18 protein-coding genes and 2 tRNA genes are annotated in these 20,487 nt (G+C 71.8%); 10 read left to right on the top strand and 10 right to left on the bottom strand.

The genetic code is table 11. The features are described from left to right. Nucleotides 1–107: 107 nt before the first annotated feature. From GSY69_RS03230 to aceE, 6 genes are all read right to left on the bottom strand, one after another. The gene (locus tag GSY69_RS03230) at nt 108–1,349 is read right to left on the bottom strand and encodes a beta-ketoacyl-[acyl-carrier-protein] synthase family protein (protein ID WP_160952455.1); all 1,242 of its coding nucleotides are present in this window, start codon (nt 1,347–1,349) and stop codon (nt 108–110) included. 78 nt (nt 1,350–1,427) lie between these two features. After that, complete coding sequence (locus GSY69_RS03225; protein ID WP_160952454.1) at nt 1,428–1,679, bottom strand: acyl carrier protein; 252 nt, start codon at nt 1,677–1,679, stop codon at nt 1,428–1,430. A gap of 104 nt (nt 1,680–1,783) precedes the next feature. After that, on the bottom strand, nt 1,784–2,788 hold the full coding sequence (locus tag GSY69_RS03220) for a beta-ketoacyl-ACP synthase III (RefSeq protein WP_160952453.1): 1,005 nt from the start codon (nt 2,786–2,788) through the stop codon (nt 1,784–1,786). A 23-nt stretch (nt 2,789–2,811) separates the two neighbouring features. After that, entirely contained in the window at nt 2,812–3,723 is a 912-nt protein-coding gene (locus GSY69_RS03215; protein ID WP_160952452.1) for an ACP S-malonyltransferase, read from the bottom strand. 63 nt (nt 3,724–3,786) lie between these two features. Then, nucleotides 3,787–5,001, bottom strand: coding sequence for a PucR family transcriptional regulator (locus GSY69_RS03210; RefSeq protein ID WP_160952451.1), 1,215 nt, complete (start codon nt 4,999–5,001; stop codon nt 3,787–3,789). A 111-nt stretch (nt 5,002–5,112) separates the two neighbouring features. Continuing rightward, nucleotides 5,113–7,875, bottom strand: coding sequence for a pyruvate dehydrogenase (acetyl-transferring), homodimeric type (aceE, locus tag GSY69_RS03205; RefSeq protein WP_160952450.1), 2,763 nt, complete (start codon nt 7,873–7,875; stop codon nt 5,113–5,115). A gap of 316 nt (nt 7,876–8,191) precedes the next feature. Between aceE and GSY69_RS03200 the strand changes: the two genes are divergently transcribed. The 4 genes from GSY69_RS03200 (at nt 8,192) to GSY69_RS03185 (ending at nt 11,140) form a co-directional block, all read left to right on the top strand. Continuing rightward, nucleotides 8,192–8,632 (top strand): DUF3052 domain-containing protein, encoded by a 441-nt coding sequence (locus tag GSY69_RS03200; RefSeq protein WP_160952449.1) that lies wholly within the window; start codon nt 8,192–8,194, stop codon nt 8,630–8,632. A 106-nt stretch (nt 8,633–8,738) separates the two neighbouring features. Further along, entirely contained in the window at nt 8,739–9,284 is a 546-nt protein-coding gene (locus GSY69_RS14875) for a redoxin domain-containing protein (RefSeq protein WP_328698745.1), read from the top strand. A gap of 281 nt (nt 9,285–9,565) precedes the next feature. Next, nucleotides 9,566–10,009 carry an HIT family protein gene (locus GSY69_RS03190; RefSeq protein WP_160952448.1) on the top strand — a complete coding sequence of 148 codons (444 nt, stop codon included), beginning with the start codon at nt 9,566–9,568 and terminating at the stop codon, nt 10,007–10,009. Nucleotides 10,010–10,012: 3 nt separating this feature from the next. Continuing rightward, on the top strand, nt 10,013–11,140 hold the full coding sequence (locus GSY69_RS03185; protein WP_328698744.1) for an Fpg/Nei family DNA glycosylase: 1,128 nt from the start codon (nt 10,013–10,015) through the stop codon (nt 11,138–11,140). 106 nt (nt 11,141–11,246) lie between these two features. On the opposite strand, the gene GSY69_RS03180 is transcribed toward GSY69_RS03185, so the two are convergent. Further along, nucleotides 11,247–11,323 (bottom strand) — tRNA-Pro (locus GSY69_RS03180). A 234-nt stretch (nt 11,324–11,557) separates the two neighbouring features. Here GSY69_RS03180 and GSY69_RS03175 point away from each other — a divergent pair. The 4 genes from GSY69_RS03175 to GSY69_RS03160 all read left to right on the top strand — a co-directional run bounded on the left by GSY69_RS03175 (nt 11,558) and on the right by GSY69_RS03160 (nt 14,863). Continuing rightward, entirely contained in the window at nt 11,558–13,075 is a 1,518-nt protein-coding gene (locus GSY69_RS03175; RefSeq protein WP_160952447.1) for an APC family permease, read from the top strand. Between the two features lie 193 nt (nt 13,076–13,268). After that, nucleotides 13,269–13,766, top strand: coding sequence for a TetR family transcriptional regulator (locus GSY69_RS03170; RefSeq protein ID WP_160952446.1), 498 nt, complete (start codon nt 13,269–13,271; stop codon nt 13,764–13,766). A gap of 137 nt (nt 13,767–13,903) precedes the next feature. Next, a complete protein-coding gene (locus GSY69_RS03165) occupies nt 13,904–14,341 on the top strand; it encodes a VOC family protein (protein WP_160952445.1) in 438 nt (145 codons plus the stop codon). 117 nt (nt 14,342–14,458) lie between these two features. Next, entirely contained in the window at nt 14,459–14,863 is a 405-nt protein-coding gene (locus tag GSY69_RS03160) for a DUF4186 domain-containing protein (protein WP_160952444.1), read from the top strand. 72 nt (nt 14,864–14,935) lie between these two features. On the opposite strand, the gene GSY69_RS03155 is transcribed toward GSY69_RS03160, so the two are convergent. The 3 genes from GSY69_RS03155 to GSY69_RS03145 all read right to left on the bottom strand — a co-directional run bounded on the left by GSY69_RS03155 (nt 14,936) and on the right by GSY69_RS03145 (nt 18,345). Next, nucleotides 14,936–17,686, bottom strand: coding sequence for an excinuclease ABC subunit UvrA (locus GSY69_RS03155; protein ID WP_160952443.1), 2,751 nt, complete (start codon nt 17,684–17,686; stop codon nt 14,936–14,938). Between the two features lie 95 nt (nt 17,687–17,781). After that, nucleotides 17,782–17,855 (bottom strand) — tRNA-Val (locus tag GSY69_RS03150). A gap of 136 nt (nt 17,856–17,991) precedes the next feature. After that, complete coding sequence (locus GSY69_RS03145) at nt 17,992–18,345, bottom strand: hypothetical protein (protein WP_160952442.1); 354 nt, start codon at nt 18,343–18,345, stop codon at nt 17,992–17,994. Between the two features lie 345 nt (nt 18,346–18,690). Here GSY69_RS03145 and GSY69_RS03140 point away from each other — a divergent pair, with 345 nt between their 5' ends. Together GSY69_RS03140 and GSY69_RS03135 are read left to right on the top strand one after the other, a co-directional pair. Beyond that, nucleotides 18,691–19,965 carry an alpha-hydroxy acid oxidase gene (locus GSY69_RS03140; RefSeq protein WP_160952441.1) on the top strand — a complete coding sequence of 425 codons (1,275 nt, stop codon included), beginning with the start codon at nt 18,691–18,693 and terminating at the stop codon, nt 19,963–19,965. 19 nt (nt 19,966–19,984) lie between these two features. Beyond that, on the top strand, nt 19,985–20,404 hold the full coding sequence (locus GSY69_RS03135; RefSeq protein ID WP_160952440.1) for an OsmC family protein: 420 nt from the start codon (nt 19,985–19,987) through the stop codon (nt 20,402–20,404). Nucleotides 20,405–20,487 lie beyond the last annotated feature (83 nt).

Here is a 20,487-nt window from a genome sequence, read left to right as displayed (position 1 = left end):
GCCCTCCGAGCACCCCGTGCCAGCGACTCGGCGCCCGCCGCGGACCCGATCCGGACGCACGAGCGCCCCCGAGCCGCGGCTCGGGGGCGCCAGGGGAGCGCTGGGGCTCAGACGCTCTTGAACACGACGACGGCGTTGTGACCGCCGAAGCCGAACGAGTTCGACAGCGCGGCGATGTCGCCGGAGGGCAGCGCCGCGGGCTCATCGCGCACGATGTTGAGGTGGATGGCGGGATCCAGATTCTCGATGTTGATCGTCGGAGGGGCGGTGCGGTTCTTCAGCGCCAGGGCCGTGAGGATCGCCTCGGCCGCTCCGGCGCCGCCGAGCAGGTGGCCCATCTGCGACTTCGTCGCGGAGACGAGCACGTCGTCGACGTGGTCGCCCATGGCCGCGTTGATGGCCAGCGACTCCGGCACGTCGCCCACGGGGGTGGAGGTGGCGTGGGCGTTGATGTGCTTGACATCCGACGCGCTCACACCGGCCATCTCCATGGCCCGCTCCATCGCCTGGCGCGCGAACGTGCCATCGGGCTCGTTGGCGGTGATGTGGTGGGCGTCGTTCGAGATGCCCCAGCCCGCGATCTCCGCGTAGATCGTCGCTCCGCGCGCCTCGGCGTGCTCCTTCGTCTCGAGGATGAGCGCGCCGGCGCCCTCGCCCATGACGAACCCGTCGCGATCGACGTCGTAGGGCCGCGAAGCCGTCTCCGGCGAATCGTTGCGCCGCGAGAGCGCGCGCATCGACGAGAAGGCGGACAGCGTGATCGGGTGGACGGCGGCCTCGGAACCGCCGGCGATGACGACATCGGCGCGGCCTCCGCGGATGGCCTCGAGCGCGTTGCCGATGCTCTCGGTGGACGAGGCACAGGCGGAGACGAGCGTCTGCACGGCGGCGTGCGCCTTGAAGTGCATGCCGATGGCGGCGGCGGGCGCGTTGGGCATGAGCATGGGGACGGTCAGCGGCATGACGCGCCGCGAGCCGTCCTCCTTCAGCGTGTCCCACGCGTCGAGCAGGGTCCAGACCCCGCCGATGCCGGTGGCCCACGAGACGGCCAGGCGGTCGTTGTCGACCTCGTCGAGTCCCGCGTCGGCCCAGGCCTCGCGGGCGGAGGCCAGTGCGAGTTGGCTGGAGGGATCGAGCCGCTTCGTCTCGACCCGGGTGAGGGTCTCGTCGACGGCGGAGCGGTCGGCCTGGGCGGCGAACGTGACGGGGATGCCGTACTTCTCGGCCCAGTCGTTGTCGAGGGTGCGGGCGCCGGGCGTCCCGGCGAATGCGGCCTGCCAGGTGGCATCCGCCGTTCCGCCGATGGGCGTGACGGCACCGACTCCGGTGACGACAACTGTCGATGTCATTGAAAAACCTCGTCGATTAGGGGGTGGTGACCGCGGGGCGGGCGCGGATCGCGCGCCCGCCCCGCGGCGGGGTCGGTCTCAGGCGTCCTGGGCCTTGACGATGTAGTCCACGGCGTCCTGGACGGTGACGAGGTCCTTGACGTCGTCATCGGGGATCTTCACGCCGAACTTCTTCTCGGCGTTGACGACGATCGTCATCATCGAGATGGAGTCGATGTCGAGGTCGTCGGTGAACGACTTGCTGGGCTCGACGGCCTCGGTCGCCAGGCCGGTCTCCTCGTTGACGATCTCTGCCAGCCCGGAGAGGACTTCGGCTTCGCTGTGTGCCATGTGATCCTGCTTTCTACTGATTGGGCGGCCGGTTCGCCGCCAGATTGTGGAACGTGTAATCGACGAGTGTCCCGGGAAGAATCCTACGACACGGGCCGCGGCGCTCAGGGCAGGACGACAACCTGCGCGCCGTACACCAGGCCCGCGCCGAACCCGATCTGCAGGGCCAGTCCGCCGTGGAGCTCGGGGTTCTCCCGCAGGAGGCGCTCCGTGGCCAGGGGGATGGAGGCCGAGGACGTGTTGCCGTTGTCCGCGATGTCGCGGCCGATCTTCACGGTATCCGGCAGCTTGAGCTGCTTGGCGAGCTCGTCGATAATGCGCATGTTCGCCTGGTGGGGCACGAAGGCCGCGAGGTCCGAGGCCTGGACCCCGGCGGCATCGAGCGCCTCCTGCGCCACCTCGGCCATGTCCCACACGGCCCAGCGGAAGACGCTCGGCCCGTCCTGGCGCAGCGTGGGCCAGGGCGCGTTCTCCCGGTCGTCGCGCAGGTCGAGCAGCGAGTTCGTCATCCGGATGGTCTCCCAGTTCTCGCCCTTGGAGCCCCAGACGGACTGGGCGATGCCCGGCTCGTCGGAGTGGCTGACGACCACGGCGCCCGCGCCGTCGCCCAGGATGAACGAGATGGAGCGATCGGTGGGGTCGATGATGTCCGAGAGCTTCTCCGCGCCGATAACCAGCACGTTGTCCATGGTGCCGGCGCGCACGAGCCCGTCGGCCTGGGCGATGCCGTAGCAGTAGCCAGCGCAGGCGGCGGAGATGTCCCAGGCGGGGATGGGCCCCGTGCCCAGGCGCTCGGTCAGCAGCGAGGCCGCCGATGGGGTGGGGTAGGGGAACGTGACGGTGGCGATGAGGATGCCGCCGATGTCCGAGGGCTTGAGGCCGGCGTTGGCGATGGCCTCGCTCCCGGCCTCCTCGGCCATGTCGATGAGCTGGACGTCCGGGCCCGCCCGGTGGCGGGTGATGATGCCGGTGCGCTGGCGGATCCACTCATCGGAGGAGTTGATGGGCCCGACGATCTCGTCGTTGGAGACGGCGTGCTCGGATCGGTAGCCGCCGATCCCGGAGATGCGGGAGTAGCGCTGCGGCGTGGGAGTGCTCAGCTTGGGCACGGGTTCCTCCTTGTTCTCGCAGCTCAGGCGTGGGCTGCGGCGAATTCGCGGGCGGCGTCGAGGTCGTCTGCGCTCTTGATGGCAAAGGTCTCCACGCCCTTGAGAGCGCGCTTGGCGATGCCGGTCAGCGTGCCGCCGGGCACCAGCTCGAGCAGGCCGGTGGCACCGGACTCGAGCATGGTCGACTGGCACAGGTCCCAGCGGACGGGGTTCGTCACCTGGTGGACGAGGAGCTCGACGTAGCGCGCTCCGGAGGCGACGGCCGAGCCGTCGGCGTTCGTGAGGATCGGCGTGGTGGGGTCCGCGGCGCGCAGTTGGCCCGCGGTCTCGCGCAGCTCCGGCAGCGCGGGCTCCATGTAGGCGGTGTGGAACGCGCCGGCCACCTTGAGCGGGAGGACGCGGGCCCGCTCGGGCGGCGCCTCGGCCAGTCGCTCGATGCCGGCGAGGCTGCCGGCGGCCACCGTCTGGCCCCCGCCGTTGACGTTGGCCGGGGAGAGCCCGGCGGCGCCGATGGCCGCCAGGACGTCGTCGGCCTGGCCGCCCACGACGGCGGCCATGCCGGTGGGCTCGGCCGCCGAGGCGCGGGCCATGCCCTGGGCGCGCACGGTCACGAAGCGCATGGCATCGGCGGGCGAGAGGATGCCGGCGAGCTGGGCCGCGGCGATCTCGCCCACGGAGTGCCCGGCGAGCAGCTGGGGCGCCGCCTGGGGCAGCAGCTGTTGGCCCGCGGCGATGGCCGCCGCCACGAGCAGCGGCTGGGCCACCGCGGTGTCCTTGATCTCCTCGGCATCGGCGGTGGTGCCCAGGGCGGCGAGGTCGAGCCCGCAGGCCTCCGACATCTCGCCGATCGCCTGGGCGAAGGCCTCGAGCTCGAGGAACGAGGAGAGGAAACCGGGCTTCTGGGCCCCTTGGCCGGGGCAGGCGATGACGAGCAAAGAGGAACTCCCAAATCTTCAGGCGTGCGGGCGCGCCATCCGAACCTAGTGCACGGAGGCGGTTCAGCCCCGGATTTTGTCGGTGCGGGACAACTGGCCTGCCTCGGACAGTCGGCCGTAGACCAAAGCGATGCGCACGACGAAGCCCGTGCGGGCATCGGTGGGATCGGCTCCGACGAGGTCGGTGATCTTGCGCAGCCGGTAGCGCACGGTGTTCGGGTGGACCTGCAGGGCCTTGGCCGTCGTCTCGAGCGAGCCGCCGAACTCCAGGTAGCTGGCCACCGTGTCGAGGAGCTGCCCGCTGCCGGCGGCCAGCGGCTCGTAGTAGCGGGAGGTCAGCGCGCGCACGGCGCGCTCATCGCCGGCGACCGCGCGCTCGGGCAGCAGGTCGTCGGCGTAGACGGGCCTGGGCGTGGCGGGCCGGGCGGCGGCGGTGCGCAGGCCCCAGACCGCGGCGGCCGCCGAGGTGCCGGCCTCGGCGAGCGAGGCGACCTCCGGGCCGATGACGACGTCGGAGGGGCCGAAGAACTGTGAGAGCGAGGCGGCCGCCTCGTCCGCGCTCTCCACCCCGCCCAGGACGATGAGCAGCCGGTCGTCGTGGATGCCCACGAGCGCGTCCTCGGCCCACTTCTGGGCGGCGCGCCGGATCTCGTTCGTCCCCCGGTGGGCCTTGCGCTGGGGCGCGCGGCCCATGAGCACGCGGACCGGGGCCTGGGAGCGCCAGCCGAACGCGGCGGTCCGGCTGGCCAGCTCGTCGACGGAATCGCCGCGGACCAGGGCGTCGACGACCATCGCCTCGAGCCGGGCGTCCCAGCTGCCGCGCGCCTCGGCGGCCCGGGCGTAGACGTCGGCGGCGGCGAAGGCGATCTCGCGGGAGTAGACGAGGACGGCGTCGCGCAGCTCGCGCTGCTCATCGGGCCGGGCGAGGTCGCCCACCCGCTCCTCGACCACCTCGACGACGACGCGCAGCAGCTGCAGCGTCTGCTGGAGGTTGACCGAGCGGACGAGCTCGCGCGGCGCGGACTTGAAGATCTCGCTGACCACCCGCAGGGGCGCCGAGGGATTGCGGTACCACTCGATGAACGAGGAGATGCCGGAGTTCGCGAGCACGACGACCCAGCCGCGGTCCGCCGTGTTCATCGAGCGGTACCACGGCAGCTGGGACTCCATGTGGTGCAGGGTGATCTTCGACAGCAGCGCCTGGCCCGCCTTGAGCCGGCGGATCGTCTCCGCGCGGCCGGCGGTGCTGGTGGGCGCTGCATCCTTCGTCTGGGCCATGACGGGAACTGTACCGCCTGGCAGACAAAAACGTTGTGAGGCAAGCACAAAGCCGCCGAGGTGCGGCGCAGGACCTGCGCCGCACCTCGGCGGCCGTGGGGAGGGCTGGGCTCAGGCGCCCGCGCCCTCCGTGGAGCCCGTGGCGCCGGCGCGCGGGTCGTCGAGCTGATACTTCTTCGCGGCCTGCGCGGCAAGGGACGGGTCGACCTCGCCCAGGTCACCCAGGCTGATGAGCGTCTGGACGACGACGGAGGGGCCGTCGATGAGGAAGTGGCGGCGTGCGGCCGGTCGCGTGTCGGAGATCGCGTAGCCGTCCGCGCCCAGCGAGGTGAAGTGGCCGGGCACGTACTGGCGGATCATGTCCGGCAGCCCGCGCTCGTAGTCGCTCGTGGCGATGACCGGGCCCTTCGCGTCTGCCAGCTGCTGCGTGACGAACGGCACCCGGGGCTCGCGCTCCGGATTGACGAGGCGCTCGTCGTCGCAGGCCAGGCCGTCGCGGCGCAGTTCCTGCCACGAAGTCACGGACCACACATCGGCGCTCACGCCCCAATCGCGCTCGAGCAGCTCCTGGGCCTCGAGGATCCACTGCACGCCCACGCCGGAGGACAGCAGCTGGGCCTTCGGGCCATCGGATTCGGCGCCGGAGCGCAGCCTGTACAGGCCCTTGATGATGTGCTGCGGGTCGATGCCCTCGGGCTGGGGCGGCTGGACCATCGGCTCGTTGTACATCGTGATGTAGTACAGGACGTCCGGGTCCTTGCGCTCATCGGCCGGGTCGTACATCCGGTGGATGCCGTCGCGCACGATGTGGGCGATCTCGTAGGCGTACGCCGGGTCGTAGGACACGATCGAGGGGTACGTCGACGACAGCACGTGCGAGTGGCCGTCGCCGTGCTGGAGGCCCTCGGCCACCAGGGTTGTGCGCCCGGCGGTGGCGCCCAGCACGAAGCCGCGGGCCATCTGGTCGCCGGCGGCCCAGAACGCGTCGCCGGAGCGCTGGAAGCCGAACATCGAGTAGAAGATGTAGAACGGGATCATCGGCTCGCCGTGGGTGGCATAGCTCGTGCCCACGGCGGTCAGCGCGGCCGTCGAGCCCTCCTCGTTGATGCCCATGTGCAGGAGCTGGCCGTCGGAGGCCTCCTTGTAGGCGAGGAAGAGGTCGCGGTCGACGGAGACGTAGTTCTGCCCGTGCGGGTTGTAGATCTTCGCGGTGGGGAAGAACGAGTCCATGCCGAACGTGCGCGCCTCGTCCGGGATGATCGGCACGATGCGCTTGCCGAACTCCTTGTCGCGCATGAGGTCCTTGAGGATGCGCACGAACGCCATGGTCGTGGCGATCTTCTGGTTGCCCGAGCCCTTGAGCCCGATCTGGAAGTCCTTGTCGTCGGGCAGCTTGATGTCGACGTACTTCGAGCGGCGCTCGGGGGTGAAGCCGCCCAGCTCCGCGCGGCGCTCGCGCAGGTAGCGGATCTCCGGGGCGTCCTCGCCGGGGAAGTAGTACGGGGGCAGCTTGGGGTTCTCCTCGAGTGCCTTGTCCGAGATGGGGATGGAGAAGTGGTCGCGGGCGAGCTTGAGGTCGTCCACCGTCATCTTCTTCATCTGGTGGGTGGCGTTGCGGGCCTCGAAGTGGGGCCCCAGCGAGTAGCCCTTGACCGTCTTCACGAGGATGACGGTGGGCTGGCCCGTGTGCTCGACGGCCGCCTTATAGGCCGCGTAGACCTTGCGGTAGTCGTGGCCGCCGCGCTTGAGGTTCCAGATCTGGTCGTCGCTGTAGTCCTCGACGAGCGCCTTGGTGCGCGGGTCGCGGCCGAAGAAGTTGTCGCGCACGAAGCCGCCGGACTCGCCCTTGTACGTCTGGTAGTCGCCGTCGTTCGTGACGTTCATGAGGTTGACGAGCGCGCCGTCGCGGTCGCGGGAGAGCAGGGCGTCCCACTCGCGGCCCCAGACGACCTTGATGACGTTCCAGCCGGCGCCGCGGAAGTACGCCTCGAGCTCCTGGATGATCTTGCCGTTGCCGCGCACCGGGCCGTCGAGGCGCTGGAGGTTCGCGTTGATGACGAACGTGAGGTTGTCCAGCTCCTCGTACGCCGCCGTCTGGAGCATGCCCCGGCTCTCCGGCTCGTCCATCTCGCCGTCGCCCAGGAACGCCCAGGTGTGCTGCTGGGAGGTGTCCTTGATCCCGCGGTTGAGCAGGTACTTGTCGAACTGCGCCTGCGCAATCGCGTTCATGGGCCCCAGGCCCATGGAGACGGTGGGGTGCTCCCAGAAGTCCGGCAGCTGGCGCGGGTGGGGGTAGGACGGCAGGCCGGAGGGCTTGCCGTCGATGTGGTGGGAGACCTGCTGGCGGAAGCCGTCGAGCTGGTCCTCGGTCATCCGGCCCTCGAGCAGGGCGCGGGCGTACATGCCGGGGGAGGCATGACCCTGGTAGAAGATGTGGTCGCCGCCGCCCGGGTGGTCCTTGCCGCGGAAGAAGTGGTTGAGGCCCACCTCGTACAGCGTGGCGGCGGAGGCATAGGTCGAGATGTGCCCGCCCACCTCCACACCGGGACGCTGGGCACGGTGGACCATGATGGCGGCGTTCCAGCGGTTCCACCGGCGGTAGCGGCGCTCGATCTCCTCATCGCCCGGGAACCAGGGCTCGGCCTCCGGGCCGATCGTGTTGATGTAGTCCGTCGCCGTGAGGCTGGGCACGCCCAGGTTGTTCTCGCGGGCGCGCTGGATGAGGCTGAGCATGACGTAGCGGGCGCGTGTGCGGCCGCCGTCCTCGACGAGGGCGTCGAGGGACTCGATCCACTCCTGCGTCTCCTCCGGATCCGTGTCCGGGACCTGGCTGGGCAGGCCGTTGAGGATGGGTCCCCTGAAGTTCTTGTCCACTGCGCTTCCTCTTCTTGCGAGACGACGGCATCGAAAGACGGCGGAGGTGCCAAGGACCACCCCGTCCGGCAGCCGGGTTGCCCCCAGCCTAGAACACCGCGCACGTGCTCGCGCGCCGCGCGGGCAGGTCCTTGCTCACACCGCTCCCTCCTCGCACCGCGCGCTCGCTCGTGCTCGGGCCCCGGGGGTGCGCCGCGCCCGAGGTGCGGGCGGACGGGCCGCGGCCGGCGCCTCGGGTGCGGGCGGGGGGAGGGCGCCGCCGCGACGCGCGGTGCGGCCATTTGCGGCAGGCCGCCCGAGGCGGGAAGATGATCACATGAGTGTTTCCCCTTCGGAGAGGACGAGCGCAGCGGACGGCGAGCAGAGCGAGGGCAATCCCCTCGGACTGCGTTCGGGCCAGTACGTGCAGGAGATCGGGTACGACGAGGACGTCGACGCCGCGCTGCGGGACGGCATTGCGGCCGCGACCGGCGAGGAGATGGCCGACGAGGACGTCGACGACGTGTTCGACGTCATCGTCATGTGGTGGCGCTCCGATGACGACGACCTCACCGATGGCATCGTCGACGCCCAGACCACCCTGGCCGATGGCGGCATCGTGTGGCTGCTCACGCCCAAGGCCGGGCGCGCGGGCCACATCACCCCGGTCGACATCGCCGATGCCGCCCCCACCGCGGGCATGCACGTGACGAACACCGTGACGGTGGGGTCCGACTGGTCGGCCACGCGGCTCGTGGGGAAGAAGAACTACGGCTGACCCAGCCGCCGGCGAGCCGGCGCCCCAGGCGCCCGCGCCCGGTGACGCCGCCCCGGACTTCGCCCTGCCCGCCCACTGGGGCGAGGAGCTGGGCCCGGCCGATCTCGTGGCCGGAGCCGATCCAATCGTCCGAGCCGACGCTCCGGCGTCGGCACCTGGGTATGCCGCACCGGCGCCCGCGCCTGCCCCCGCACCCGGGGACGATGTCGGCGACGCACCGGCTGGCACTGGCCCGGGGAGTGCGGGCTCGGATGCTGCGGGGGGCGGGGCGCGGCCGGCCCGCTCGGCGCTCATTGTGTTCTACCCGTTCGCGTTCTCCCCGGTCTGCGGTGAGGAGCTCGGCGAGCTGACCGCGCGCCACGCCGACTTCGCGGCCGCCGGCTGTGGGCTGGCGGGCATCTCCTGCGATCCGAAGTTCGCGCTGGCCGCGTGGGCCCGGGAGCTCGGGGCTCCCTTCCCGCTGCTGTCGGACTTCTGGCCGCACGGTGCGGTTGCGCGCTCCTACGGCGCGTTCGACGATGCGCGCGGGATGGCCGTGCGCGCCACATTCCTCGTGGCAGCCGGCCGCATCGTGGCCTCCCAGGTGCTGCCGGCCGGCGCTCGGCGCGACTTCGCGCCGTGGCTCGAGAGCGCCCGCGCCGTTCGGCCCTGATCCCCCGGCAGCCCCTACCCCGTCCGGGTTCCCCCCGGCCCGGACCTCTTCCGAGCGCGCCGGTCTCTTCCGAGCGCGCCGCGCACCGGGCCGGGCACCGCTGCGCGGTGCGTCCGGCCGCCCATCTCCTGTCGGCGGGCCGGCCGCCCATCATCCCCGCTTCGCGGTCCGTGGTGCGCCCCGCATCGGGCTCGGTAGGCTGGGCACAGGGCCGCCGCCGGCAACGGGCGGGGCCCGCGCCGGCGCCCTGGCGGCCCGGCCCCGCGAGGAGGAGGACTGAGATGGCGACGATCTTCACGAAGATCATGGACGGCGAGATTCCCGGCGCGTTCGTCTACGAGGACGAGCAGTGCGCGGCGTTCCTCGATGTGGAGCCGCTGACGGAGGGCCACGTGCTCGTCGTCCCGCGCACGGAGTACGACCACTGGGTCGACATGCCCCAGGAGCTCACCGACCACCTCATGGCGGTCGCCCAGCGCATCGGCCGCGCGCAGCTCGCGGCCTTCGGCGCCCAGCGGATCGGCCTCATGATCCAGGGCTACGAGGTGCCCCACGTCCACATCCACGTCTGGCCCACCACCTCGACGGCCGACTTCGACCCGCGCAACAAGGGCCCGCAGGCCCAGCCCGAGGCGCTGCAGGTGGCGGCGGCCAAACTCACCGCGGAGCTCGGCGACTCCGGCGCGGCCGGTGACTCCGGCGCGGTCGGCGGCGCCGAGGGCTGAGCGGTGCCCGAGGGCCACTCCGTCCACCGCATCGCCCGCCGCTTCGACGAGCTCTTCGCCGGAAAGCCCGTGCGCGTGACCTCTCCGCAGGGCCGCTTCGCCGCGGGGGCGCAGCGGCTCGACGGCCGCACGGTGCTGCGCACGATCGCGGTGGGCAAGCAGATGTTCATGGAGTTCGACGGCGACCTCTGGCTGCGCGTCCACCTGGGCATCTACGGCGCATGGGACTTCGCGCTGCGGGCGGGCGCGGGGCCGGATGAGGTCGGCGCGGATGCCCGTGGCGCGGCAGCTCGTGCTGCGGACACCGCTGGCGCAGACGCTCGTGGTGGCGACGCAGTCGGCGCGCCGCACGGAGGGGCCGCAGACCCCGGTGAGCGGGGGAGCACCGAGCGCATCGGCCAAACGGGCGAGTACTCGCTTCCCGCACGCGCCCTCGATGCCCGGCGGGCGCGGGTCGAGCGGCCGGCGTCCATGGGCGCCCCGCGCCGCCTGCGCGCCGGCGAGTCCGAGACCGAGCTGCCGGGCGCCTCGGGCGCGGGCCGGGGGGAGCTCGAACAGGAGTGGCCGCCCGAGCCGATCGGAGCGGTGCGGGTGCGCCTGCTGGGAGCCGGGGCGTGCGCGGACCTGCGCGGCCCCACCGCCTGCGAGGTGCTCGACGCGGCACAGGTGGATGCCGTGCTGGCGAAGCTCGGCCCCGATCCGCTCGTCGACGGGCGCGCGCGGGGCCGCCGCCGGTTCGCCGCGGCGGTTGCCAAGCGGCGCACTCCCATTGGGACGCTGCTCATGGACCAGGCGGTCATCGCGGGCATCGGCAACATCTACCGCGCGGAGATGCTGTTCCGCGCGGGCATCAGCCCGTTCGCCCCGGGCAGCGCGCTGAGCGCGGTGCAGGTCGACGCGCTGTGGGATGACTGGGCGAAGCTGCTGCCGATCGGGGTGGACACCGGCGTCATCGTCACCCGCACCGGTCTGCGCGGCCGCGCGAAGGAGGCCGCGCTCGAGCACCGCGAGGAGCGCCACTGGGTCTACGGGCGCGCCGGTCAGCCCTGCCGCGTGTGCGGCACGCCGATTGCCATGGAGCTCATGCAGAACCGCAAGCTGTTCTGGTGCCCGGTCTGCCAGCAGCGCTGAGGCGCAGCCGTGCACTCCTGTGAACGACGAGGGCCAAGACCGAGCGACGGCGGCGAGGGCGAAGAGCGAACGGGCCCGGAATCATGAGATTCCGGGCCCGTTGAGCTGGTCGGGATAGCGGGATTCGAACCCACGACCTCCTCGTCCCGAACGAGGCGCGCTACCAAGCTGCGCTATATCCCGAGGCTGTGCCGCCACCCGCGGTGGCCGAACAACAGGAGACACTCTAACCCGCCGGCGGGCCGTTCGCATAATCGGGGGCGCCCGCGCGGCGTGCGTTCGAGCGGTGGGGAGCGCCTCGGGGCGGCCGCGGCGACGGGCGCGACGGGACGCCGATCCTGAGCGAAGCCTGCTAGCCTTCTGAACATCCGCCCACTGGCCCGCAGCAATGAGGCACGGACACGAAGGACGACGGACATGAGCAGCGAATACGCACCCAACTCTGCCGCGAACCAGCCATCGGGCGGTTCGTCCGGTGGCAACCCGCTCGAGCACCGCGACCGCGGTCACGGGTTCGTCCGCGCGCTCGGCAGCATCGACGCACTCTTCATCGGCTTCGGCGCGATGATCGGCTTCGGCTGGGTGGTGCTCACCGGCGACTGGATCAACGGGGCCGGCACGCTCGGGGCGGTCATCGCCTTCGCCGCGGGCGGCATCATCATGTGCTTCGTCGGCACCGTGTACTCGGAGCTCGTCGCGGCCATGCCGCACGCCGGCGGTGAGCACAACTACCTCATCCGCGCGATGGGCCCGCGCGCCTCCCTGTTCGGCTCGTGGGCGATCACCGGCGGCTACATCAGCGTCGTCATGTTCGAGGCCGTTTCCGTGCCCAAGACGGCGGTCTTCCTGTTCCCGGGCCTCGAGCACATCAAGCTGTGGACGATCGCAGGCTTCGACGTCCACCTCACCTGGGCGCTGGTGGGCACCGTCACGGCGCTCATCATCACGTGGATCAACATCCGCGGCGTCAAGGTCGCCTCACTCGTCCAGACGTTCGTCGTGTGGTTCCTCATCATCGTGGCCCTCCTCCTGCTCACCGGCGGACTCGTCGGCGGGGACGTCGCGGATGCGCAGCCGCTGTTCGCAGGCGGGGCGACCGGCTTCATCGGCGTCATGGCGGTCGTGCCGTTCCTGTTCGTCGGCTTCGACGTCATCCCGCAGGCGGCCGAGGAGGTCAAGCTCCCGCCGCAGAAGATCGGCAAGCTCGTCGTCGTCTCCGTCGTCATGGCGATCGCGTTCTACATCGTCATCATCGCGATGACCTCCGTGGGCATCCCGTCGGATCAGCTGGGCACCCACGACCTCGTCACCGCCGACGCGCTGTCCGCCATGCTCGGCTCGCCCATCTGGGGCAAGATCGTCATCGCCGGCGGCCTGGCGGGCATCATCACCTCGTGGAACGCCTTCCTCATGGGCTCCTCGCGGCTCATGTGGGCCATGGCCGCCGCCGGCATGATCCCGCGCTGGTTCGGCAAGCTCCACCCGCGCTACCGCACGCCGTCGAACGCGATCCTCTTCATCGGTGCGCTCTCCGCGCTGGCCCCGTTCCTCGGCACCGCCGCGCTCGGCTGGATCGTCGATGCGGGCTCGCCCGCGATCGTCATCGCGTACTTCCTCGTCAGCGTCGCATTCCTCGTGCTGCGCCGCCGCGAGCCGGACATGGGCCGGCCCCTGCGGATCGGCGGCAAGGGCGGCGGCGGCATGGTCATCGGCGCGATCGCCGCCGTGCTCACGCTCATCCTCTTCATCCTCTACCTGCCCATCACGCCGTTCTCCGCCCAGCTCGAGTGGCCCTCGTGGACGATGTTCGGCCTGTGGCTGGCAGTGGGCGTGTTCTTCATGCTCCGCCTGCCCACCGGCATCAAGGCCGGGCCCGGTGCGGAGGAGGAACTGGTGGTCAGCGTCGAGGAGCGGCGCCGCCGCACGCAGGGCTGAGGCGGTGCTGCCCGCCGCGTGCCGGCCCGGCGGTGCGTTGCCCGGTGTGGCCGCGCGCGGGCCGGTGCGGATACACACCGCGCGGTGGGCATGTGCGTTGCCCGGTGCGGATGTGCGCGGGCCGGTGCGCCCGGTCGCGGCCGCGCCCCGGTAGGCTCTTCTCGCCCGTCCACCACGATCAAAGGCCCCGCCCATGCCGCTGACCACCGACTCGATCGCCGACGCCGCGCTCGCGATCCTCGCGGACTTCGGCATGGGGGATCTGTCGATGCGCAGGCTCGCCCGCGACCTCGATGTCCAACCCTCCGCGCTGTACTGGCACGTGAAGAACAAACAGGAGGTCTTCGTCCTCGTCAGCCGGAGGTTGTCCGCCGAGGTCGATGCGCGCCTGCCCCGCGGCACCGCGGCGAGCGCGGTCGTGGTCGCCACCGCGCTGCGCGATGTGCTGCTACGCCACCGCGACGGGGCGGAGATCTTCCTCCTCGCCTACTCCCTCGACGCCGAATCGACCGTGCCGGAGCGCCTCGAGGAGGCGGTGCCGGACCCGGCCGCGCAGGAGGCCCTGCTGTCGTTCGTACTGGGCCACGTGCAGATCGAGCAGAACCGGCAGCTGCTGGGCGTCGCCGATGCGGGCGCGGGGGAACGGTTTGCCGCCGCGCTGTCCTCCGTCGCACGGGCCCTGCTGCCCTGAGCACCGACCGCGCCGACGGGCCCAGCGAACACCTCGCGCGCGGTGCGGCCGCCCCTGGCCGGGGCGCCACCCCGGCGGATCGGCACAGGGCCGAGCGAGGCCGCGGCGACGGCACCGGCGGGCGTTAGCCTGTCGGCATGGGCGTGCGGCTGGACAATGTGGGCATCGTGGTCGAGGACCTCGATGCGGCGATTGAGTTCTTCGTGGTGCTGGGTCTCGAGTGCGAGGGCCGAGCATCCGTTGATGGTGATTGGGCCGGCCGCGTGACGGGGCTGCCCGGGCAGCGCGTCGACATCGCCACCATGCGCACCCCCGACGGGCACGGCAGGCTCGAGCTCTCGCGCTTCCGCGAGCCCGCCCCCGCGGCCGACCACCGCCGCGCGCCGGTCAACGCGCTGGGCTACCTGCGCGTCATGTTCAACGTCGACGACCTCGATACGGTACTCGACCGGGCGCGGGCGCTCGGCGCCGAGCTCGTCAGCACCGAGGTCGTCGACTACAGGGGCGTCTACCGCCTGTGCTACATCCGCGGTCCCGAGGGCATCCTGCTGGGACTGGCCGAGTCGATTGGGTGAGCGGGATCGGGGACCTTGACTGATAGCGCTCAAGTCAGAGTCTCCTGGGGCGCGGCGCCCCTGGCCCCGTTCGACGAAGCCGCCCATGTCAGTGGCCCGGGTTACGGTGGCCGCACCATGGACACCCTCGCACTCGATGCTGTTCTGCTGCGCCTGGCGCGCAGCTCGTTTCGCGCGCGCTTCCACCTGCGCGGCGGCGAGCAGGAGTACGTGCGCTCGCGCGGCATGGCCACGGTCCGGTGCCACGCTCAGGACTTCATCGGCTCCCGGCTGGCCCCGGCCCGGCCGGCGAAGGACGGCCAGCAGACCCCGTGGGGCGGTCACCCCGTCTTCCGCGGCCAGCACGCCACGGCGACGTGCTGCCGGACGTGCCTGGAGCGCAATCACGGTTTCGCGCGCGGCCAGCCGCTCACGCAGGACCAGCAGGCGTACATCCTCGACCTGCTCTGCCGCTGGATCGAGCGTCAGGCCGCGGTCGCAGGGGGCGCTCCCGGTGCGGATCACCAGTCGGCGCTGTTCTGAGCCCGGGGCGCCGCGCCGGGAGGGGTGCGCACGCCCCGGTGCCGGCCGGCCTCGCCCGCGCTGCCTGCGCGGCTATTCGCGCTCGGCCCCGTGGGCATCCGCCTCGCGCAGGGCGGTGGCGAGGTAGGGCGCCGAGGTGCTGTCCGGCGCCTCGGCGACCTGTGCGGGGGTGCCCGCCGCCACGATCCTGCCGCCTTCGTCACCGGCACCGGGCCCCAGGTCGATGACGTAGTCGGCGGCGGTAATGACGCGCATGTCGAGCTCCACCATGATGACGGTGTTGCCCGCATCGACGAGCGTCTGCAGGTGGTTGACGAGCCGGTCCGCGTCCGCGCAGTGCAGGCCGGAGGTGGGCTCGTCGAGCAGGTATAGCGTGTCGCCGCGCTGCGCGCGCTGGAGCTCGCTGGCGAGCTTCACGCGCTGCGCCTCACCGCCGGAGAGCTCCGTGGCCGGCTGGCCCAGGCGCAGGTAGCCCAGGCCCACATCGTGGAGTGCGGTGAGCGAGCGCATGATGTCGTACTCGCCCTCGAAGAACTCGAGGCCCGCCTCAACGCTCATGTCGAGCACCTGCGCGATCGTCGCGCCGCGCCACGTGATCTCCAGCGTGCTGGCCCGGTAGCGCGTGCCGTGGCAGTCCGGGCACGGGGTGAAGACGGAGGGCAGGAACAGCAGCTCGACCATGACCTGGCCCTCGCCCTCGCAGGTGGGGCAGCGGCCGCCGGACACATTGAACGAGAAGCGACCGGGCTTGTAGCCGCGGGAGCGCGCCTCGGGTGTCTGGGCGAAGCGCCGGCGCACGTGGTCGAACAGACCCGTGTACGTCGCCACGTTCGAGCGCGGGGTGCGGCCGATGGGCCGCTGATCGATGCTCACCACCCGGTGCACGCCGCTGAGCGCACCCGAGATCGTGCCGTCGAGCTGTCCGGGCCCCTCCGACAGCAGCAGCTCATCGCCTTCCGGCTGTTCGTCCTCGGCGCCGGTCGGGCGGCCTAGCCGCTCGCCCACGACGGCGGGCAGCACCTGGCTCACGAGGCTCGACTTGCCGGAGCCGGATACGCCCGTGACCGCCGTGAGCGCACCCAGGGGGAAGTCGACGGAGACGTCGCGCAGGTTGTTGCGGGCGACGTGCGACAGGCGCAGCCAGTCGGAGGGCGTGCGCGGCGTGTGCGGGGCCAGCCCGCTCCCGCCGAACAGATAGCCGCGGGTCTGCGAGTCCGCTGCGTTCGCGAGCCCCGCGGTGGGACCGCTGTAGACGACCCGTCCGCCGTGCTCACCGGCACCGGGGCCGATGTCGACGAGCCAGTCGGCCTCGCGCATGACCTCCACGGAGTGCTCGACGACGAAGAGGCTGTTCCCCCCGCTCTTGAGGCCGCTGAGGATGCCCAGCAGCGCCGCGACGTCCTTGGGATGCAGCCCCGCGGACGGCTCGTCGAGGACGTACGCCACCCCGAACAGGTCGGAGGTCAGCTGGGTGGCCAGGCGCAGGCGCTGGAGTTCGCCACCGGAGAGCGTGGGGGTCGTGCGGCCCAGCGAGAGGTAGCCCAGCCCCAGGTCGATGATGGGGCGCAGTCGGTTGACCAGCTCCGCGCCCAATCGCGCGGCCGCGGCCCGCTTCTCCGCCGACTGGTTGCCCGTGCGGCGCACGTCTGGGGCGACCGCGTGAGCCGATCCACCGGCGGCAACGCGCCGCTCGACGGCGGCCCGCCGCGCCTCGGCATCGAGCCCGGCGTCCGCGCCAGTGCTCGCCGATTCGCCACTGGCCGTCGTCCCCTGGCCCGCGTCTTCGGACACCGCGCCGTCGAGGTCCGCAGATTCGGGGGCCTGGGCGAGTGCGGTCAGGCGCTCGGTGAGCTCCCACAGCGGCAGGGCGGAGAAATCGGCGATGTCGAGGCCGTCGACGGTGACGGAGAGGGCCTCGGGCTTGAGCCGCTTGCCGTGGCAGGCCGGGCACGGCGCGGAGCTGAGGAACTCGGCGGCCCTGCGCTTCATGCCGGCGCTCTTGGAGTTTGCGAACGTGTCGAGCACGTACTTGCGCGCACCCACGAACGTGCCGTGATAGCTGTACTCGTCCCCCGCCTCGGCGGCGGCCTGCGCCTCCGGCAGCGACAGGCGCGAATAGACGCCCACGTTCGGCGTCTCCTCCGTGTAGAGGATCCAGTCCCGCTGCTTCTGCGGCAGGTCGCGCCAGGGCACATCCACGTCGTAGCCCAGGGCCACGAGCACGTCGCGCAGCTGGTGGCCGTGCCACGCCGTGGGCCAGGCGGCGATCGCGCGCTCGCGGATCGTCAGGGAGGGGTCGGGCACCATGCGCTCCTCGGTGACCTCGTAGACCCGGCCGGTGCCGTGGCACTCCGGGCACGCCCCCTCGACGGTGTTGGGGGAGAAGTCCTCCGCGTAGAGCATGGGCTGCTCCGGCGGGTAGTCCCCGGCGCGGGAGTAGAGCATGCGCACGAGGCTCGACAGGGTCGTGATGCTGCCCACCGAGGAGCGGGCACTGCGGCCGCCGCGCTGCTGTTGGAGCGCGACCGCAGGCGGCATGCCGGTGAGGGAGTCGACGTCCGGCACACCGGCCTGGTCGATGAGGCGTCGCGCATAGGGCGCCACCGACTCGAGGTAGCGCCTTTGCGACTCCGCGAACAGCGTCCCGAAGGCCAGCGAGGACTTGCCGGAACCGGAGACGCCGGTGAAGACGACCATGGCGTCGCGGGGAATCGTGAGGTCGATATCGCGCAGGTTGTGCTCGCGGGCGCCGCGCACGCGGACGTCGGGCTGGATGGCGGGCGGGGCGATGGACGCGGAGGCGGGACCGGAGTCAGCTGACATGTGGCCCAGGCTACCCAGTGGGGGAGGGCATCGGGCCTTGGTCGCACTGCCGTTACGGCGGCGATCGGGAAAACATCGCCGAAGGGCAGGTGGGGTGGGCCCAGAGGGACTCGAACCCCCGACCCTCTCGGTGTAAACGAGATGCTCTAGCCAACTGAGCTATAGGCCCCACTTGCGTCATCCGGCCAGGCCGGCGACGAGTTCCGAGTATGCCACAGGCGCGGTGCGCAGCGGCCCAGGCGAGCCGTGTTCGGCGCGGTCGCTGGGAACCGCTGACCGTGGGTCGGCTCTGATTCGAGCTGGCCTCAGCTTGGCGGCTGCCCGCCCTGCGGCGGCTGCCCGCCCTGCGGTGGCCGCTGCCCCTGCGAGCCCTGCGGCGGCACGGCACCGCCCTGCTGCGGCTGACCGTACTGGGGCGCCTGGCTCTGCTGGCCGGGCGGGCCGTAGGCCGGCTGGCCGGGATGTGCCGGCCCCTGGTTCATGCCGGGCTGCCCGTATTGGCCGGGCTGGCCGGGCTGTGGCCCCTGCGGCCGCTGCGCCGTCTGCTTCTTGTTGCTGCGAGTGACCAGCACGATGATGAGGGTGATCCCACCGGCGATGACGAGGAACACGACAACGACGATCACCAGGATGATGAGGTGGAGCAGTGAGGCACTCATGCGGCCGCCTTCCCTTGGGCGCGGCCCATCGCGGCGCGCTGCTGGCAGACTACTGGGCGACCGGGGGCCCGTCAACCGGTGCACGGGCCCCGGCGGGGTGCGGCCGCGCCGCGCGGGCGCACCCCGCCGCGCGGGTCATCGCCGCGCATGAGCGCGCACACCCCCGCCATCCATGGTCCATGGTGGCCCGCCGCCCTGCGCCAGAGTGACCGCCCCCGCACCTCGCACCCGCGGTCCAACCAGATAGGCTTGCCTAAGAGCGAGGCTGTGCGGTTGCGGCCCCATGCGGGACGCGCCGCCGGCAGCGCCACCCAGTCCGCAGGACGCCGCACAGAAGGAGCCGCCATGGAGCACCAGATCCCGGACCTCGAATACCTCAAGTCGGTCATGAAGTTCGAGAACCCGTTCAAGAACCCCAAGATCGCCCGCCTGGAGAAGGCGCAGACGGTCTGGGACCTGCGCAAGATCGCCAAGCGCCGCACCCCCAAGGGCCCCTTCGAGTACACGTTCGGCGCGGCGGAGAACGAGGTGGGCCTGCAGCGGGCCATCAGCGCCTTCCGCGACGTCGAGTTCCACCCGAGCATCCTCCACGACGTCACGAACGTGGACACGGGCTGGGACGTGCTGGGCAAGCGCGTCGAGTTCCCGGTGGGCATCGCGCCCACCGGCTTCACCCGCCTCATGCACGCCGCAGGCGAGCGCGCCGGTGCCCGCGCCGCGCAGAACTACGGCGTGCCCTTCGCGCTGTCCACCCTGGGCACCACGAGCCCCGAGGAGGTGCGCAAGGCCGCCCCCGATGCGCGGCTGTGGTTCCAGCTCTACATGATGAAGGAGCGCCACCGCTCCTATGAGCTCGTCGAGCGGGCCAAGGCCCAGGGCTTCGACACCCTCCTCGTCACGGTCGACACGCCGGTGGCCGGCGCCCGCCACCGCGACAAGCGCAACGGGATGTCCTTCCCGCCCCAGCTGACGCTCAAGACGATGATCGACGCAGCCCCGCGCCCCGAGTGGTGGATCAACTTCCTCACCACCGAGCCGCTCGAGTTCGCCGCGATCCGCAACTGGAACGGCACGGTGGGCGAGCTGCTCGACACGATGTTCGACCCGTCCATCACCTACGACGACCTCGCCGAGATCCGCGACCTGTGGGGCGGCACCGTCGTCGTCAAGGGCGTGCAGAACGTCGAGGACGCCAAGAAGCTCGCGGACTTCGGGGTGGACGGCATCCAGCTGTCCAACCACGGCGGCCGCCAGCTCGACCGCGCCCCCGTCCCGTTCCGCCTGCTGCCCGAGGTCGTACGCGAAGTCGGCAAGGACCTCGAGGTCCACGTCGACACGGGCATCATGTCCGGAGCCGACGTCGTCGCGGCGATCGCCCACGGCGCCCGATATACGCAGGTGGGCCGCGCCTACCTCTACGGCCTCATGGCCGGTGGTGAGATGGGCGTCAACCGGATGCTCGCGATCCTCACGAGCGAGGTCACGCGCGTCATGAAGCTGCTGGGCGTCTCCTCGCTCGAGGAGCTCGAGCCCAAGCACGTCACGCAGCTCGACGACCTGCGCCCGCGCATCGCCGACGAGGTCGACGCCGCCCGCAACCGCGCCGCCGCCAAGCGCTGAGCCGGGGGAGGGGCGGCCCATGGGCGAGCGGATCTACGCGACGACGGCGCACAACACGGGCGGCACCCACGGCACCGTGAGCCTGAGCGACGGGCCCAGCGTGACGACGGGCCCGCCCCAGCACCCGGAGGCCGGGACGAACCCGGAGCAGTTCCTCGCGATGTCCTGGGCCACCTGCCTGTCCGCCTCCGTCGAGGCGGCTCTGGGGCGCCTGGGCATCGACGCGGCCGCGCACCCGCCGCAGGTCAGCGTGGAGGTCGCGCTGCTGAGCCGGGACGGGGAGTACGCGTTCGAGCCGCGCGCGCGGGTGGACATCCCGGGCCTGGACGCGCAGCGAACGCTCGAGGCGGCCCGGGCCGGCCACGCCCGCTGCCCGGTCTCCAAGCTGCTGCGCGGCCAGGGGACACCGGTGGTCGAGGCGGCCGGCCAGGCGATCTGAGCGCCACGGGCGGCGCATTCCGCCCGGCCGCGTTCGCCATTGCCACCACCGTCACCGCGCCCGAGGTGCGGGCCGAGCACCGC

The sequence above is a fragment of the Brevibacterium rongguiense genome (assembly GCF_009857845.1).
Lineage (GTDB): Bacteria > Actinomycetota > Actinomycetes > Actinomycetales > Brevibacteriaceae > Brevibacterium > Brevibacterium rongguiense.
Note: the sequence above shows the minus strand (reverse complement) of the source record. Positions and strands in the feature narration are given on the sequence as shown.